This window comes from Acidaminococcus fermentans, assembly GCF_009696675.1.
GTDB lineage: Bacteria > Bacillota > Negativicutes > Acidaminococcales > Acidaminococcaceae > Acidaminococcus.
In genome coordinates this window covers 35,505-50,645 of sequence record NZ_VULN01000016.1, presented here as the reverse complement: position 1 = coordinate 50,645, position 15,141 = coordinate 35,505, and the positions used below count along the sequence as shown (strand labels likewise).

Annotated in this window: 12 protein-coding genes, 1 tRNA gene and 1 riboswitch; of the genes, 11 read left to right on the top strand and 2 right to left on the bottom strand. The window is 56.7% G+C overall.

Features of this window, described 5'->3' with window-relative positions:
• Positions 1-499: 499 nt before the first annotated feature.
• Complete coding sequence (locus FX155_RS10185) at positions 500-739, bottom strand: hypothetical protein (RefSeq protein WP_195839653.1); 240 nt, start codon at positions 737-739, stop codon at positions 500-502.
• Positions 740-1,364: 625 nt separating this feature from the next.
• Here FX155_RS10185 and FX155_RS10180 point away from each other — a divergent pair.
• From FX155_RS10180 to FX155_RS10165, 4 genes are all read left to right on the top strand, one after another.
• The gene (locus FX155_RS10180; protein ID WP_154488603.1) at positions 1,365-2,534 is read left to right on the top strand and encodes a hypothetical protein; all 1,170 of its coding nucleotides are present in this window, start codon (positions 1,365-1,367) and stop codon (positions 2,532-2,534) included.
• 15 nt (positions 2,535-2,549) lie between these two features.
• On the top strand, positions 2,550-3,710 hold the full coding sequence (locus FX155_RS10175) for a M20/M25/M40 family metallo-hydrolase (protein ID WP_154488602.1): 1,161 nt from the start codon (positions 2,550-2,552) through the stop codon (positions 3,708-3,710).
• On the top strand, positions 3,667-3,837 hold the full coding sequence (locus FX155_RS10170; protein ID WP_022487107.1) for a hypothetical protein: 171 nt from the start codon (positions 3,667-3,669) through the stop codon (positions 3,835-3,837). Before FX155_RS10175 ends, FX155_RS10170 begins: the two co-directional genes overlap by 44 nt.
• A 93-nt stretch (positions 3,838-3,930) precedes the next feature.
• Entirely contained in the window at positions 3,931-4,512 is a 582-nt protein-coding gene (locus FX155_RS10165) for a flavodoxin family protein (protein WP_022487106.1), read from the top strand.
• A gap of 402 nt (positions 4,513-4,914) precedes the next feature.
• Here the strand turns inward: FX155_RS10165 and FX155_RS10160 are convergent, their stop codons facing one another.
• The gene (locus FX155_RS10160; protein ID WP_154488601.1) at positions 4,915-5,790 is read right to left on the bottom strand and encodes a DMT family transporter; all 876 of its coding nucleotides are present in this window, start codon (positions 5,788-5,790) and stop codon (positions 4,915-4,917) included.
• 186 nt (positions 5,791-5,976) lie between these two features.
• On the opposite strand from FX155_RS10160, the gene FX155_RS10155 reads away from it, so the two are divergent.
• The 7 genes from FX155_RS10155 to mgtA all read left to right on the top strand — a co-directional run bounded on the left by FX155_RS10155 (position 5,977) and on the right by mgtA (position 14,817).
• Positions 5,977-6,053: transfer RNA gene (locus FX155_RS10155), tRNA-Pro, on the top strand.
• 156 nt (positions 6,054-6,209) lie between these two features.
• On the top strand, positions 6,210-7,820 hold the full coding sequence (locus FX155_RS10150) for a peptide chain release factor 3 (RefSeq protein ID WP_154488600.1): 1,611 nt from the start codon (positions 6,210-6,212) through the stop codon (positions 7,818-7,820).
• A gap of 229 nt (positions 7,821-8,049) precedes the next feature.
• Entirely contained in the window at positions 8,050-8,793 is a 744-nt protein-coding gene (locus FX155_RS10145) for a WecB/TagA/CpsF family glycosyltransferase (RefSeq protein ID WP_154488599.1), read from the top strand.
• Between the two features lie 90 nt (positions 8,794-8,883).
• Positions 8,884-9,531, top strand: a complete 648-nt coding sequence (locus tag FX155_RS10140; RefSeq protein WP_022487746.1) for a phosphatidylserine decarboxylase — start codon at positions 8,884-8,886, stop codon at positions 9,529-9,531.
• On the top strand, positions 9,528-10,217 hold the full coding sequence (gene pssA / locus FX155_RS10135) for a CDP-diacylglycerol--serine O-phosphatidyltransferase (RefSeq protein ID WP_022487745.1): 690 nt from the start codon (positions 9,528-9,530) through the stop codon (positions 10,215-10,217). The genes FX155_RS10140 and pssA overlap by 4 nt, the downstream gene beginning before the upstream one ends.
• Positions 10,218-10,238: 21 nt before the next feature.
• On the top strand, positions 10,239-11,525 hold the full coding sequence (locus FX155_RS10130) for a glycosyltransferase family 2 protein (protein WP_154488597.1): 1,287 nt from the start codon (positions 10,239-10,241) through the stop codon (positions 11,523-11,525).
• 107 nt (positions 11,526-11,632) lie between these two features.
• A riboswitch (M-box (ykoK) riboswitch) is annotated at positions 11,633-11,794 on the top strand.
• Positions 11,795-12,057: 263 nt separating this feature from the next.
• Positions 12,058-14,817: a magnesium-translocating P-type ATPase gene (mgtA, locus tag FX155_RS10125; RefSeq protein WP_154488596.1), complete on the top strand. Its 2,760-nt coding sequence runs from the start codon at positions 12,058-12,060 to the stop codon at positions 14,815-14,817.
• Positions 14,818-15,141: the final 324 nt, after the last annotated feature.

Sequence of the window (15,141 nt, the reverse complement as noted above, 5' to 3'; positions counted from 1 at the left end):
TCCAAAACAAGCTTGCATACCTGGATTTTGAAATCCCTGGTGTACATTTTTAGACTCTTCATAAAAGACGCTCCTTTCTCCAAGAAAGTCTCGCTTCATACTGTCTAAATATATGATACACCTTTCGACAGTCACTAGTCACTAGTCTCTAGCGGCAGGAGGGAACCCGCCGGGTGGGTTCCTGGGAACGTATAAAAAGCGCAGGCCGGGATGGGCGTGCCTGCGGCTCGCCCCTACGCCGTTGGGGTCGGATGTTGGTAACAACGGTCAGAGGAACGGATTTTTTGACAACCCCGTTTCTCTGATTTTCTGTTGCATCTCCGATCCCAACGTGGTAGGGGCTGCCCGCAGGGAAGCCCATCCCGGCCGCCGGGTTTCATGTTCAAAGGCAGATGCGTGAGCATCTGGCATCCGAAACGACCAACGATACACCAAAAGACCGCCGGATTTTTCGGCGGCCTTATCATTGGGAAGGAAAACGCCCGGGGCGTTTTCCAACCTACAGCAATCCATGCAATTTTCCAAGTTTTTGGATCTGGTCCAGAGAGTAATGGGTGATCCGGGAAATGGTCTCCATGGGGATCTTTTCTTTCAGCATGGCAATAATGTTGGATTCCCGTTCTTCCTGACGGCCTTCGAAACGGCCTTTTTCAAGACCTTTTGCCAGGCCTTGTTCCATACCTTGTTCCATACCCTTTTCCAGGTTCTTTCTTGCAATGGCGTGTCCGATACCGCACATGGTTTCCGCCTCCTTTTTCATTTCAACGGTCATGGGGATGTGGTATTTTAGCTAAAGAATATGATTTCTATATTGTTAATTTTATCATATTTGATGGGGATGGACGAGAAATGAAAAGCGGCAGAGCCGTTTTTCTGTCTCACGCAGACAGAGACCATCTGCCGGGGGCAGATGGTCATGAGCTGACAGTCACTAGTCACTAGTCTCTAGCGGCAGGAGGGAACCCGCCGGGTGGGTTCCTGGGAACGTATAAAAAGCGCAGGCCGGGATGGGCGTGCCTGCGGCTCGCCCCTACGGCGTTGGGGTCGGATGTTGGATACAACGGTCACAGGAACGGATTTTTTGAAGACCCCGTTTCTCTGATTTTCTGTTCCATCTCTGACCCCAACGTGTAGGGGCTGCCTGCAGGGAAGCCCATCCCGGCCGCCGGTTTTTCATGTTCAAAGGCAGATGCGTGAGCATCTGGCATCCGAAACGACTCACGACGAACGACCAACGATGAACCCAAAAGGCCGCCGAATTGTCCGGCGGCCTTTTCCAAAGTACAAAAATGCGTTATAATAGCCACATGCTTACAATTTACCGCAATAAAGTTTTATTTATGGTATGAGAAATGAGGGGGATTATGGGCAGTATTGTTTCTTTGACGGTGCTTTTTTGCATTTATGCGGTCAGTGAACTGATCGCCATGAAAACCCGGGCGATCCTTTCCACGGTGCTGGGGATTTCGGTGATCCTGCTGGCGGGGTTCTGGTCGGGGATCCTGCCCCAGACCATCATCAAGGATGCCCAGGTTTCTGGCATCGGCATGGGGGTGGTGGGGATGCTGATCGTCTCCATGGGGACCACCATCGACTTTGCGGAACTGAAGCAGGAATGGAAGGTGGTGGTCACTTCCGTGCTCTGTGTGGTGTTTGCAGTAGCGGCCATTATCCTTTTGGGCGGGTTTGTGATGGATCCCAAGATCGCCATTGCCGGTTCTCCCATTTTTGCCGGAGGCAATGCGGCCACCCTGATTATGCTGGCAGCGGCCAAGGAGAAGGGGTTGGCCTATGTGGGGACCTTCTGTCTGGTGCTCCTGGTGACCCAAAAGTTCTTCGGGATCCCCATTGCTTCAGTGGCCCTCCGGCGCCTGGCCCGGCAGCTGCGGGAAGATGAGGCTTTCGTCCGCCGGCACTGTGAGGAGGCGGAAGCAGCAGCCCAGGCGGCCCAAAAGAAGCCTCTGGCCCTGCCTTCGGTGCTGGACAAGCCTTCGGTGTACCTGGCCAAACTGGGTCTGGTGGCCACCCTGTCCTTCTATGCAGCGAAGCTCACCGGGGGCCATGTCCATTATCTGGTCATGTGCCTGATCCTGGGAACGGTGTTCTTTGCCCTGGGGTTCCTGGACAAGGGAATCCTGGGCAAGACCCAGTCCAGCGGCCTGATCATCTTTTTTGTGACCATCGTGATCTTTTCCAACCTGGGGGCCACCACGCCCCAGCAGGTGCTGTCGGTGCTGCCTCCTCTTTTGTGGTCGGCGGTGCTGGGGGTGGCCGGTCTGTGTGTGGCGGCGGCTCTGTGCAGCCGTCTGTTCCGGATGCCCTTTACCCTGGCGGTGTCCCTGGGGATCACCTGCACCTTCGGGTTCCCCACCACCATGCTGATTTCCCAGGAAGTGTCCACGGCCATGGGGGAAACGGAAGAACAGCGGAAGGCTCTCCTGAACTTCCTGCTGCCCAAGATGCTGGTGGCTGGATTCGTGACGGTGACCATCACTTCCGTGGTGCTGGCAGGCTTTGTGGTGAATATTCTGTAGAAGGAGTGTAGGGATATGGATGGACTGGATCTGCAATTGAAGGAATATATTGAGGGAAAGCGGCTGGAGATGCTGAACCTGTGGGCGAAATTCGTCAACACGGAAAGCGGCCCCAAACAGCTGGACGGGGTGAACCAGGTGGGGGATATCCTCCAGGGGGAACTGGAACAGGCAGGGGCCTTTGTGCGCCGGGTGAAGGTGGAACAGGCCGGGGACCTGATCGTAGGGGACTGGAATCCGGGTTCCCCGGAACCGCCGGTGGTGTTCATGGGCCATATGGATACGGTGTTCCCGGCCGGAGCAGCGGCAAAAAATCCCTTCCGGGTGGATGAAGAGGGCAATGCCCACGGACCCGGGGTGCTGGATATGAAGGCGGGGCTGGTGATCGGCCTTTATGCCCTGAAGGCTCTCCAGTCCATTGGCTGGAACAAAAGACCCATCCGGTTCCTGGGGATCCCGGACGAAGAGACCCTTCACATGTTCTCCAATGCCAAGACTCTGATTGCCCGGGAAGCGGCTGGAGCGGCGGCTGCCCTGAATTTTGAACCGGGGCCGGTGGAGGACAGCCTGGTGATCGGCCGGTACGGGGGCGGGCCTGTATCCATTACGGTCCACGGGGTGGCGGCTCATTCAGGCAGTGCCCCGGAAAAGGGACGGTCGGCTGTGCTGGAAGCGGCTCACAAGATTGTGAAACTGGAGGCTGCCAATGACATTCCCCGGGGGAAACTGATCAACTGCGGAGCTGTGGAAGGAGGCATCGGGGAAAACACCATCCCGGACTACTGCAAAATCCGCATCGGCATCCGGTACCGGAACCAGGCCATCGGGGACGAAATCTTTGCTCTGCTCCGGCAGGTGACGGAGGAGTGCACGGTGGAAGGGACCAGTGCGGAACTGGACACCAGCCGGGTAATGGCCTGCATGGAGACCACTGACGGGGTCCTGAAGCTGTACGACCATGTGGCAAAGACCGGAGAGGCCCTGGGCCTGGGGAAACCCCGGGGCATCCAGGTGGGCGGCCTGTCCGATGCGGGAATCACCGTGGGCCTGGGAATCCCCACCCTTTGCGGCATGGGGGTGCGGGGCGCCGGGTCCCATACAGATCAGGAATATGCCCAGGTGGAATCCCTGTATGAACGGTGCCTTCTGGCAGCGGCGGCAGTGCGGCGCCTGTGAGGCGGCCATGGACAGGAGAGTCATTGCCAATGTGATCCTGGGGTTCGGCTGCATCGCCCTGGTGCAGCAGGAATTTTTCCTGGGAGCCGGGCTCATCGCCCTGAGCTGTGTGGTAAGGAAGCAGTAGGGCCGGGTCTGATGTCTCACCCCGGGATGTTGACCGGTCGTGGTATAATACGAATGTATCATAAAATATTACATTTCAAAGGAGACGTATGAAATGAAAGTTTTGCTCTTTAATGGCAGCCGTCGGGAAAAGGGCTGCACCTACACGGCCCTTTCTCTTGTTGCCAAGGAACTGGAAAAGGCCGGGATCGATACGGAAATCATCTATGTGGGTCTGAATGCAGTGAACGGGAAACTGGACGACCTGGTGAAGGAAGCCGCGGCCAAGGCCAAAGAGGCAGATGGCTTCGTATTCGGTTCCCCTGTGTACTATGCTTCTCCCACCGGGGAAATCCAGGTGTTCCTGGACCGGTTTGCCGGGGTGGCCGGAGCTGACCTGCGGCACAAACCGGCTGCGGCCATTGCCTCTGCCCGGAGAGCCGGCACCAGCACCACCCTGGATGTGCTGAACAAGTACCTGATGTACAACGAAATGCCGGTGGTGTCTTCCAACTACTGGAACATGGTCCACGGGAACACGCCGGAAGAAGTGCTTCAGGACAAAGAAGGGGTCCAGATCATGGAAACCCTGGGCAAGAACATGGCCTGGCTGCTGAAGTGCCTGGAAGCAGGGAAAAAAGCAGGAGTGGAAGAACCGGCCAAACCGGCGAAAGTGATGACGAATTTTATCAGGTAAGAAAAAATGAGGCCACTGTACGTTCTGTACAGTGGCCTCATTTTTTGTCAGCGGTCAATGGTCAATTGTCAATGGCCGAAGGAAGAAACCCGCGGTTGGCGGGTTTCTTTGACAAGAGACGCAGCCTTTGGCTGCTAACCCACCACCAGCCTGGCGGCTGGTCCCCCGCCCTTGAAAAGGGCGGATATAGAGAGACGGGTTGGTGTCCTATTGCCTTGTGATACCCGGGCTGTGCCCGGTATCACTATCCGCCCTTTACAAGGGCGGGGGTATCCATGCGCAGCATGGGTGGTGGGTTAGCCGCGGCAGCGGCGTTTTCCTTCAAAAAAATTGCCTGCAATTTTTTCTTTCGGTGGCTGACCGTTGACCGCTGACTGCTGACAGGGGCTGCTTCGGCAGCCCCTATCTTTTACTGGAAAAAACCAGCCCGCTCAGGGTCAGCAGGGTCCCTGCCACTGCCAGAGGGGTGATGGTTTCGTGGAGAATCAGAGCGGAGAGGATTACGGTGACTACCGGGGCCAGGTAGATGAATACGCTGGTCTTTACGGCTCCCAAAAGCTTCACTGCTCCGTTCCAGGTAACGAAGCAGATGGCGGAGGCTCCCAGTCCCAGAAACAGCAGGTTCCCCAGCCACACCGGATTGCAAAGGCGTTCCAGGTCCAGCCGGAAGGGAAGAACCCCCAGGGCGGGGATCATGAACAGGATCCCATAGGCGAACACCCGCCGGGTGGTCAGGATGGTGTTCCATCCCCAGCTGCTGATTTTTTTCACCAGATTGGAGTAAAAGGACCAGACCACTGCTGCCAAAACCGACAGGAGATCTCCCACCGGGCTGAAATGGAGGCTGGTGCCGTTGAAACTGATCAGGCAGATCCCGGCCATGGACACCAGGAATCCGATGAAGAAGTTCCGGCGGATGGGCTCCCGCTGCTTCATGAACAGGTGGTTCACCAGGGCGGTGAAAAAAGGGGCCACGCAGATGATCACCCCCACATTGGAGGCCATGGTATAGGTAAGGGCGATGTTTTCCAGCAAATAATAGAGGCAGATGCCGCAGAGCCCGGCGGCGGCCAGGGTCTTTTCCTGGTCGAAGGTCCGTTTGGGCAGCTTGTGGGGACACAGCACAAAAAGGAACACCAGCCCCAGCACAAACCGGAAGAACAAAATCTCCAGGGGAGTGAAGCCGGTAAGCAGGACTTTGGTGGATACGAAAGTGGTGCCCCAGATGATGACGGTGAACAGGGCCAGGAGACGGCCCCGGGTTTCTGTATTCTGCAAGGTGATGACTCCTTTAAGGTTGTTTAGGTTGATTGACTGGCTGTTTCCTATTATACAGGAGAACCGTCCGGCTGTCTCAAAAAATTCAGTATTTTTCCCAAAAAACGGGAATCAGAAAAAATATAAAAAAAGTTGCAAAAAGTGCTTGACGATTTCCCTTCTATGCCGTATAATCATTCTTGTGTTCGGGGCGTAGCGCAGTTTGGTAGCGCGCTTCCTTGGGGTGGAAGAGGTCGTGAGTTCGAATCTCGCCGCTCCGACCATTTAATTGAACGGAACGCCACAAAGGTCAGCTTTGTGGCGTTTTTTCATATGCAAAAGAACCGGGACGGTCCGTGACCGGTCCCGGCTGCCCATGGTATAATGTACAATGGAAGAATCTGGACCATCTGTAATTGAGGATTGGAGGAATACCTTGCATGTCTGAGCTGCAGGAGAAGATTGCCAAACGAAGAACCTTTGCCATTATTTCCCACCCGGATGCCGGGAAGACCACACTGACGGAAAAACTGCTGCTGTACGGAGGGGCCATCCATCTGGCCGGTTCCGTCAAATCCCGGAAGGCCAACAAGCATGCGGTGTCCGACTGGATGGAAATCGAAAAGCAGAGAGGGATTTCCGTAACCTCTTCGGTACTCCAGTTCGATTATGACGGGTACCGGGTGAATATCCTGGATACCCCCGGGCACCAGGACTTTTCGGAAGACACCTACCGGACCCTGATCGCCGCCGACAGCGCGGTGATGCTCATCGACGCAGCCAAAGGGGTGGAACCCCAGACCAAGAAGCTGTTCTGGGTGTGCCACCGGCGGAAGCTGCCCATCTTCACCTTTGTGAACAAACTGGACCGGTACGGCCGGGCCCCCATGGACCTGATGGACGAAATCGAAAAGGTGCTCCACATCAACGCCTATCCCATCAACTGGCCCATCGGCACCGACGGCCATTACATCGGGGTATACGACCGGCTGAAGAAGCAGGTGGAACTGTTCGACAACGACAGCAGCCACGGATCCAAGATCCTGAAGAGCACCACCGGCAGCCTGGATGATCCTGCCATCAAGGAAGCCATCGGGGAAGCCAATCTCCAGAATCTGATGGATGATATCGAACTGCTGGATATGGCCGGGGATGAATTCGATCTGGCCAAAGTGGATGCCGGGGAACTGACGCCCATGTTCTTCGGGTCCGCCATGACCAACTTCGGGGTACGGAGCTTCCTGGAAAAATTCCTGGAACTGTCTCCGGAACCCCAGCCCCGGAAACTGAAGGACGGGGGCGTGGTGAATCCCACCGACGAGGACTTCACCGCTTTCATCTTCAAGATCCAGGCCAACATGAACCCGGCCCACCGGGACCGGATTTCCTTTATGCGGATCTGCTCCGGGGTGTTCGAAAAGGGCATGACCGTATGGCATGTCCAGGGACAGAAACCGGTGAAACTGGCCCAGCCCCAGCAGTTCATGGCCCAGGAACGGACCACTGTGGAAAAGGCCTACCCGGGGGATATCATCGGGGTGTTCGACCCGGGGATCTTCACCATCGGAGATACCCTGTGCAATGAGAAGCACCCGGTGCAGTTCGAGGATTTCCCCATTTTCCCGCCGGAAATCTTCGCCAAGGTCCAGCCCAAGGATTCCATGAAACGGAAGCAGTTTGAAAAGGGCATTGTCCAGCTGGCCCAGGAAGGGGCCATCCAGGTGTTCAAGCAGAAGGACATCGGGATGGAAAGTTTCGTGGTCGGCGTGGTGGGCGTGCTGCAGCTGGAAGTACTGGAATACCGGCTGCTGAACGAATACAATGCCAAGCTGCTGCTGGAACAGCTGCCTTATTCCGTGGCCCGGTGGGTCTATGCGGATGATCCGGAACTGATCCGGAACATCAAGGGCCTGGACAACGGGATGCTGGTGTACGACAAGCTGGGACGGCCGGTGGTGCTGGTATCCAATGAATGGAACCTGAACTGGATCCTGGAACGGAATCCGGGGATCAACTTCACCCAGGTCCCCAGCGAGGCACGGGCGATTTAAGGAGAAAAGGAAGGAACCTGCCTGAAGCAGGTTCCCGTGAAGGGAAACGCAGCCGGGGGCTGCTAACCCACCACCAGCCTGGCGGCTGGTCCCCCGCCCTTGAAAAGGGCGGATATAGAAGAGTGAAAGTAACGGCTGGTCCCCGCCCTTGAAAAGGGCGGATATAGAAGAGTGAAAGTAACGGCTGGCCCTTCGCCCTTGAAAAGGGCGGATATAGTGAGGTGGACTTATGGACAACAAGAAACCTGCTGTGGATATCCTGGGAGTGCCGGTGACTCCTTTTTCCATGGCGGAAGCAGTGGCGTGGCTTATGGAACGGGTGGACCGGGATCTGCCTACCCAGGTGGTCACCGCCAATGCGGAAATCATCATGATGGCCCAGCAGATGCCGGCCTACAAGGCCCTGCTGGACAAAACGGACCTGATCCTGGCGGACGGGGCCGGCACCGTGTGGGCCGGACGGACCCTGGGGAACCAGGTGCCGGAACGGGTGGCCGGTTTCGACCTGTTCCTGGAGCTTTTGAAGGACGGGGCCCGAAGAGGCACGAAATTCTTCCTGTTCGGGGCGGCTCCGGGAATTGCGGAAGCAGCGGCCGCCAAGGCGGCGGAAATCGCCCCGGGGGTGCAGATCGTGGGCACCCGGAACGGCTACTTCACCAAAGCCGATGAACCGGACATCATCCGGCAGATCAACGCAAGCGGAGCCCAGGTGCTGTTCGCGGCCCTGGGGGCTCCCAAGCAGGAATTCTGGCTGGAAGAACACCGGGATGCCCTGAAGCCTGCCCTGCGGGTGGGCCTGGGAGGCAGCTTCGACGTGCTGGCCGGGAAAATGGAACGGGCGCCCAAATGGATGCAGGAAGCTTCCCTGGAGTGGCTGTTCCGGCTGTACAAGCAGCCCAGCCGCCTGGGACGGATGATGGCCCTGCCGAAATTCGTGGTGAAGGTACTGGAAGCCAAACACGGCCGGAAATAACAGGGTCTGGACTCCACCGTTTTTTGCCGTACAGATTTGGACAAAGAAACTGAGATAAGGTATAATAAAACGATGGGTGGAGGTGAAGATGTGACCAAATACAAATACCATATAGTAAAGGAAGGCTATCCCTTTATCGGGACCATGCTGGCCGTGACCATCCTGGCCGGTTATGTGGCCGGTCCGGTTTTTGCAGTACCCCCGGCGGTCCTGATGATTTATTTTGGCTACTTCTTCCGGAACCGGGTGCTGGATGTGAAGCAGGATCCTGATATCCTGTATTCTCCGGCGGACGGTACGGTGATGGGGGTAGAGGAGTTTTTCGATAAAGAATATCTCAACGAACCGGCCAAGAAAGTGACCATTTTCCTGTCCGTGTTCAATGTGCATACCAACCGGGCTCCCATGACGGGGCTGGTGAAGTACATGCGCTACACCTGTGGGGGGTACGAACCGGCTTTCAAGGATTCGGCACCCATTGTGAACGAACGGATGGCCATCGGCCTGGACAACGGCACCAACCGGATCCTGGTGATCCAGATTGCCGGGATCCTGGCCCGGCGGATCGTTTCCTGGACCAGCCTGGGCAGCCGGCTGAAACAGGGTGACTGCTACGGCATGATCAAGTTCGGTTCCTGTACGGAACTGGTGGTTCCCCGCTCTGTGGAGATCCTGGTCCGGAAAGGGGACAAGGTGCAGGGCGGTATCAGTATCATCGGGAGGCAGAAAGCAGAATGAACTACAAACGCATGGTCCCCAACAGCATCAGCGGACTGAGCCAGATGCTGGGACTGATTTCCATTTATCTGTCCATGGAAAAGGATTTTTCCCTGGCAGCCATCTTCATTATCCTGGCCATCCTGGCCGATTCCTGTGACGGCCGTGCCGCCCGGGCTCTGGGGGTCAGCGGACCTTTCGGGGTGGAGATGGATTCTCTCTGTGACGTGTGTTCCTTCGGCATGGCACCTTCGGTGCTGATCTATACCTATTCCCTCCATGAACTGGGAGTGGCGGGGATGATCATCTCCGGTCTTTTTGCCTTCGGGGCGGCCATGCGGCTGGCCCGGTTCAACGTGAATGTCAGCGATATCCACGGATACTTCCAGGGGATGCCGGCGCCGGCGGGAGCCTGCGTCATCGTCACCTTCGTGCTGGGAGGCATGCAGATCGGCCCGGTGCTCACCTCCCTCCTGACGGTGGCTGTGGCCTGCCTGATGTACAGTGATGTAAAGTATCCGGATTTCAAGGGCCATGGGAATCCCCTGTTCCGGGTGCCGGTGATCATTTCTTTCATCCTGGGGGCTCTGGTATTGTACAGCGATCTGAAGGCCTGGCCTTTTGTGATCATGTTCACCTATACCCTGTGCGGGGTGCTCAATGCTGTGTATGTGAAAGTGACGGGGAAACAGGCCGTCTTTAAGTAAGAGGAGGAAACAAGAGGTTTTATGAGCACGTATTTTGACATCATCATGGTTCCCCTCCAAGTGCTGATCGTCTTTTTCACCATCTATTATTTTGTGATTTCCCTTTTTGGCATTTTGCCCCGGAAAAAAGAAAAGAAGATCCTGACGCCCAAGACTACCTTTGCCGTGATCGTGGCCGCCCACAACGAAGAAAAAGTCATCGGGGAGCTGGTGGAGAACCTCCATATGCTCCGGTATCCCGACGAACTGTATGACATTTTCGTCATCGCCGACAACTGTAAGGACCATACGGCGGATGTGGCCCGGAAAGCCGGGGCCATTGTGTACGAACGGTTCAATCAGGAGGAAGTGGGGAAGGGGTTCGCCCTGGAATGGATGTTCCGGCAGCTGTTTGCCCTGGACAGACAGTATGATGCGGTGGCCATTTTCGACGCGGACAACCTGGTGCACCCGGACTTCCTGAAGGAAATGAACAACCGGTTCTGCAAAGGGGAACGGCTGATCCAGGGGTATCTGGACGTGAAGAACCCCAACGACAGCTGGGTCAGCGGCACCTTCGCCATCAACTTCTGGATCGTGAACCATGTATGGCACCTGGCCAAGTATACCATCGGGCTCTCCAGCGTGTTCGGGGGCACCGGCATGGTGATTGCCACGGAAGTGCTGAAAAAGTACGGGTGGAAAGCCACCTGCCTGACGGAAGACATGGAATTCACCATGAAGTGCCTGCTGGAAGGGATCCCCACCACCTGGTGCCAGGATGCCATCATCTACGACGAAAAGCCCCAGACCTTCAAGGCTTCCTGGAACCAGCGGAAGCGGTGGGCCCAGGGCCAGTTCGATGTGGCAGGCCGGTACATGGGGAAGCTGCTGAAGGAAGGGATCCGGAAGCGGGACATTGTGATCCTGGATGGGGTCATCGATGTGTTCCAGCCCTATTTCATGCTGATCTCCACCTTCTTCGTGCTCTGCAGCACCATCTACAACTTTGTGCCTTTTTACACCAATGTGCTCTATGCCCTGCTGCCTTACCATGTGTGGCAGGTGATCGGGGTGGCCCAGTACGTGATCCCGGCCATTATCCTGTTCAAGATCAACGCGGCCCCCAAGTCCTGGTTCTACACCCTGTTCTATCCGCTGCTGCTCTACAGCTGGGTGCCCATCACCATTTTGGGCTTCCTGCACCGGCACGAACACGTGTGGAGCCACACCATCCACACCCGGAGCATCAGCTTCAACGATGTGCTGGTGCCGGAAAGTGCGGAAACCGGACCGAAGCAGATCGTACTGCCGAAAGAGAAAAGATAAGGGCTGCAAAGCAGCCTGCGATTGGGGGCTGTTGCTCATGCAACAGCCCTTTTTCTGTTTCATCCTTGACAAAATCCCTGCATATTGCTATAGTATGGGTATCAACAGAATAGTTCCGGTAGGCAAGGCTCCTACAGGGATACGGACTGCTGCCGCAACAGGATGGAGACATCCCGCGTAGGTCTGAACAGGCTGCGTCAAACAAGAAGGCGCCGCATAATGCAGTTACACCGCCCTGTAGAGTTGAAGCTCGTACGGTGGCGGTGAAAGCGGCTGGCAGCTGTTTCCACTGAAGTGTGTTTTGCATTTGTGCCGTTCGGGTTTCCCCCGGACGGCTTTTCTGTTATGTGAATCTGAGTCCTGGAAAGGTGGTGGCAAAGCATGGACGGTGCTGGTGGAGGCAGTCATCCTCACGGTTTGGGCAGCGGAATTTTCACAGACTGGCAGTGCCGGTCCGGTTTTGCTGCGCGTTTCTGAGCTGACGGCCTCTTAAAGAGGGGAAACGGTCCCCGGATTTCTTTAGGAGGAGAACATGAAAAAAGAAAATATGGACAAAAAATTCCAGCTGGCGGCCCATGAAGCCCAGGCAAAGCTCCTGGAGGCAGCTGCCCTGGAAACCAACGATGTGATGGCCCGGTACGGTACCGGGGCTTCCGGCCTGACGGAAGAACAGGCAGAGGCTTCCCGGGACAGATACGGAGCCAACAAGGTGACCCGGGAAAAGAAGAAGAGCGTGGCCGCCCGTCTGGTGGAAGCTTTTGTGAATCCCTTTACGGTGATCCTGTTTGTGCTGGCGGGGGTGTCCACGGTAACGGATATCATCCTGCCCCTGCGCTCCGGGAACATGGATGATTTCAACCCGGTGACGGTATGCATCATCCTGACTTTGCTGCTGATCTCCGGGGTACTCCGGTTCGTCCAGGAAACCCGCAGCGGGGATGCGGCAGCGAAACTTTTGGAACTGATCACCACCACCTGCACGGTGATCCGGGACGGGGGCAAAAAGAAGGAAATTCCCCTCCAGGACGTGACGGTGGGAGACCTGGTGTGGCTGTCCACTGGTGATATGGTACCGGCGGATCTGCGGATCCTGGATGCCAAGGACCTGTTTGTGAGCCAGGCTTCCCTGACTGGGGAAAGCGCCCCTCAGGAGAAGGTCCCTTATAAAGTGGATGCCAGCGGGGACAAAGCGGTGACGGAACTGTCCAACCTGGCTTTTATGGGCACCAATGTGATTTCCGGTTCCGCCACCGGTCTGGTGCTGGGCATCGGGGACCACACCCTGTTCGGCAGCATGGCCAGCTCCATGGCCCAGGAGGCTCCGGAAACCAACTTCACCAAAGGAGTGAACTCGGTATCCTGGGTACTGATCCGGTTCATGATGGCTATGGTGCCCCTGGTATTTTTCATCAACGGATTTACCAAAGGGGACTGGGTGTCCGCCTTCCTGTTCGCCATTTCTGTGGCGGTGGGGCTGACGCCGGAAATGCTCCCCATGATCGTTACCACCTGCCTGGCCAAAGGGGCCGTTTCCATGTCGGAAAAAAAGACGGTGGTGAAGAGCCTGAACTCCATCCAGAGCTTTGGGGCCATGGATGTGCTGTGTACGGACAAGACCGGTACCCTGACCCAGGACAAGGTGGCTCTGGAATACCATCTGGATCCCAACGGTCAGTCCAGTCAGCGGGTGCTCCGGTATGCTTACCTGAACAGCTATTTCCAGACCGGGTACAAGAATTTTATGGATCGGGCCATTATTGAAAAAACGGAAGAAGAGGAAAAGGCAGACCCCAAGCTGGTGGATCTGTCGGAGAATTACCGGAAGGTGGACGAGGTGCCTTTTGACTTTGCCCGGCGGAGACTGTCCGTTGTGGTCATCGATCCCAAAAAACGGACCCAGATGATCACCAAAGGGGCGGTGGAAGAAATGCTGGCCATCTGCAGCCAGGTGGAACAGCCGGAAGGGACGGTGGAACTCACCGATGCCCTGCGGAGGAAAATCCGCCAGGTAGCGGACCGGCTGAATGAAGAGGGGATGCGGGTGATCGCCCTGGCCCGGAAAATCAATCCTTCTCCGGTAGGGGCTTTCGGGTCCAAGGATGAACGGGACATGGTGCTCATGGGGTACCTGGCCTTCCTGGATCCGCCCAAGGAAAGCGCCGGCCAGGCCATCCAGGCCCTAAAGGACCATGGGGTCACTACCAAGGTGCTTACCGGGGACAACGAAAAGACCACCCGGTGCATCTGCCGTCAGGTGGGGCTGCCGGTGGAACACATCCTTTTGGGCAGCGACCTGGAAAAAATGGATGACGGACAGTTGGCAGCAGAAGTGGAAGGGACCACAGTGTTCGCCAAGCTGTCTCCGGACCAGAAGGCCCGGGTGGTGGGCGCTCTCCAGGCCAAAGGCCATACGGTGGGGTTCATGGGAGACGGGATCAACGATGCCCCGGCTCTCAAGATGGCGGATATCGGGATTTCCGTGGACAGTGCCGTGGATATCGCCAAGGAAAGTGCGGATATCATCCTGCTGGAAAAGAGCCTGATGGTACTGGAAGAAGGAATCGTGGAAGGCCGGAAAACCTACGCCAACATGATCAAATACATCAAGATGACTGCCTCTTCCAACTTCGGGAACATGTTCTCGGTGCTGGCGGCCAGCGCTCTGCTGCCGTTTTTGCCCATGAGCAGTCTCCAGCTGCTGATCTTGAACCTGCTGTACGAAATTTCCTGCATTGCCATTCCCTGGGACAATGTGGACGAGGATTATCTGAAGGTGCCCCGGAACTGGGATGCTTCCAGCATCGGCAGCTTCATGCTGTGGCTGGGGCCCACCAGCTCGGTGTTCGACTGGATCACCTATCTGGTGCTGTATTTTGTGATCTGTCCTCAGATGCTTTCTGGCGGGGTCACCTACAACCACATTGCTGCCGATGCAGTGGTGGGGCAGGGAGTCTTTGCCGGCATGAACCTGCGGGATGCTTATGAGGCCCTGTTCCAGGCCGGGTGGTTCGTGGAATCCATGTGGACCCAGACGCTGGTGATCCACATGCTCCGGACGCCCAAACTGCCTTTTGTTCAGAGCCATGCGTCGGCGCTTCTGACTGCCATGACCGGCAGCGGCATTGCCCTGTGCACCCTGCTGCCCTTTACCGGGGCCCTGGGAAGGGATCTGGGATTCCTGCCCCTGCCAGGGATGTATTTCGGGTTCCTGGCGCTGGTGGTGGCCGGATATATGCTGCTGACCACCAGCATCAAGAAGGCCTACATCCGGCATTACGGGAGTTTGCTGTGACAGGGAAGAGTGAAGAGGGAAGAGCAGGATCGGCGTGGAAGCGGCGAATCCATTGGGATTCCGTAATCGGCTGATGGAAGGAAAACGCTGCCCTGCGGCAGCTAACCCACCACCAGCCTTGCGGCTGGTCCCCCGCCCTTGAAAAGGGCGGATATACGCTCGGGCTGGTGCCCATTGTTTTTTGTGGGTACAAGGGCGTAAGGCCCGCGTATCCACTATCCGCCCTTTGCAAGGGCGGGGGACCGTTGCGCCTGCGCAATGGTGGTGGGTTAGCAGCGCCAGCTGCGTTTCCCTTCAGGGAACCCGCTGAGAGCGGGTTCCTTC

What these genes read in the sequence shown, in the direction of transcription:
- FX155_RS10175 (WP_154488602.1), top strand. Translation starts at nt 2,550, where the DNA reads ATGGATGGACTGGATCTGCAATTGAAGGAATATATTGAGGGAAAGCGG.
- FX155_RS10145 (WP_154488599.1), top strand. Translation starts at nt 8,050, where the DNA reads ATGGACAACAAGAAACCTGCTGTGGATATCCTGGGAGTGCCGGTGACT.
- FX155_RS10130 (WP_154488597.1), top strand. Translation starts at nt 10,239, where the DNA reads ATGAGCACGTATTTTGACATCATCATGGTTCCCCTCCAAGTGCTGATC.
- FX155_RS10165 (WP_022487106.1), top strand. Translation starts at nt 3,931, where the DNA reads ATGAAAGTTTTGCTCTTTAATGGCAGCCGTCGGGAAAAGGGCTGCACC.
- FX155_RS10170 (WP_022487107.1), top strand. Translation starts at nt 3,667, where the DNA reads ATGAACGGTGCCTTCTGGCAGCGGCGGCAGTGCGGCGCCTGTGAGGCG.
- FX155_RS10150 (WP_154488600.1), top strand. Translation starts at nt 6,210, where the DNA reads ATGTCTGAGCTGCAGGAGAAGATTGCCAAACGAAGAACCTTTGCCATT.
- pssA (WP_022487745.1), top strand. Translation starts at nt 9,528, where the DNA reads ATGAACTACAAACGCATGGTCCCCAACAGCATCAGCGGACTGAGCCAG.
- mgtA (WP_154488596.1), top strand. Translation starts at nt 12,058, where the DNA reads ATGAAAAAAGAAAATATGGACAAAAAATTCCAGCTGGCGGCCCATGAA.
- FX155_RS10180 (WP_154488603.1), top strand. Translation starts at nt 1,365, where the DNA reads ATGGGCAGTATTGTTTCTTTGACGGTGCTTTTTTGCATTTATGCGGTC.
- FX155_RS10185 (WP_195839653.1), bottom strand. Translation starts at nt 739, where the DNA reads ATGTGCGGTATCGGACACGCCATTGCAAGAAAGAACCTGGAAAAGGGT.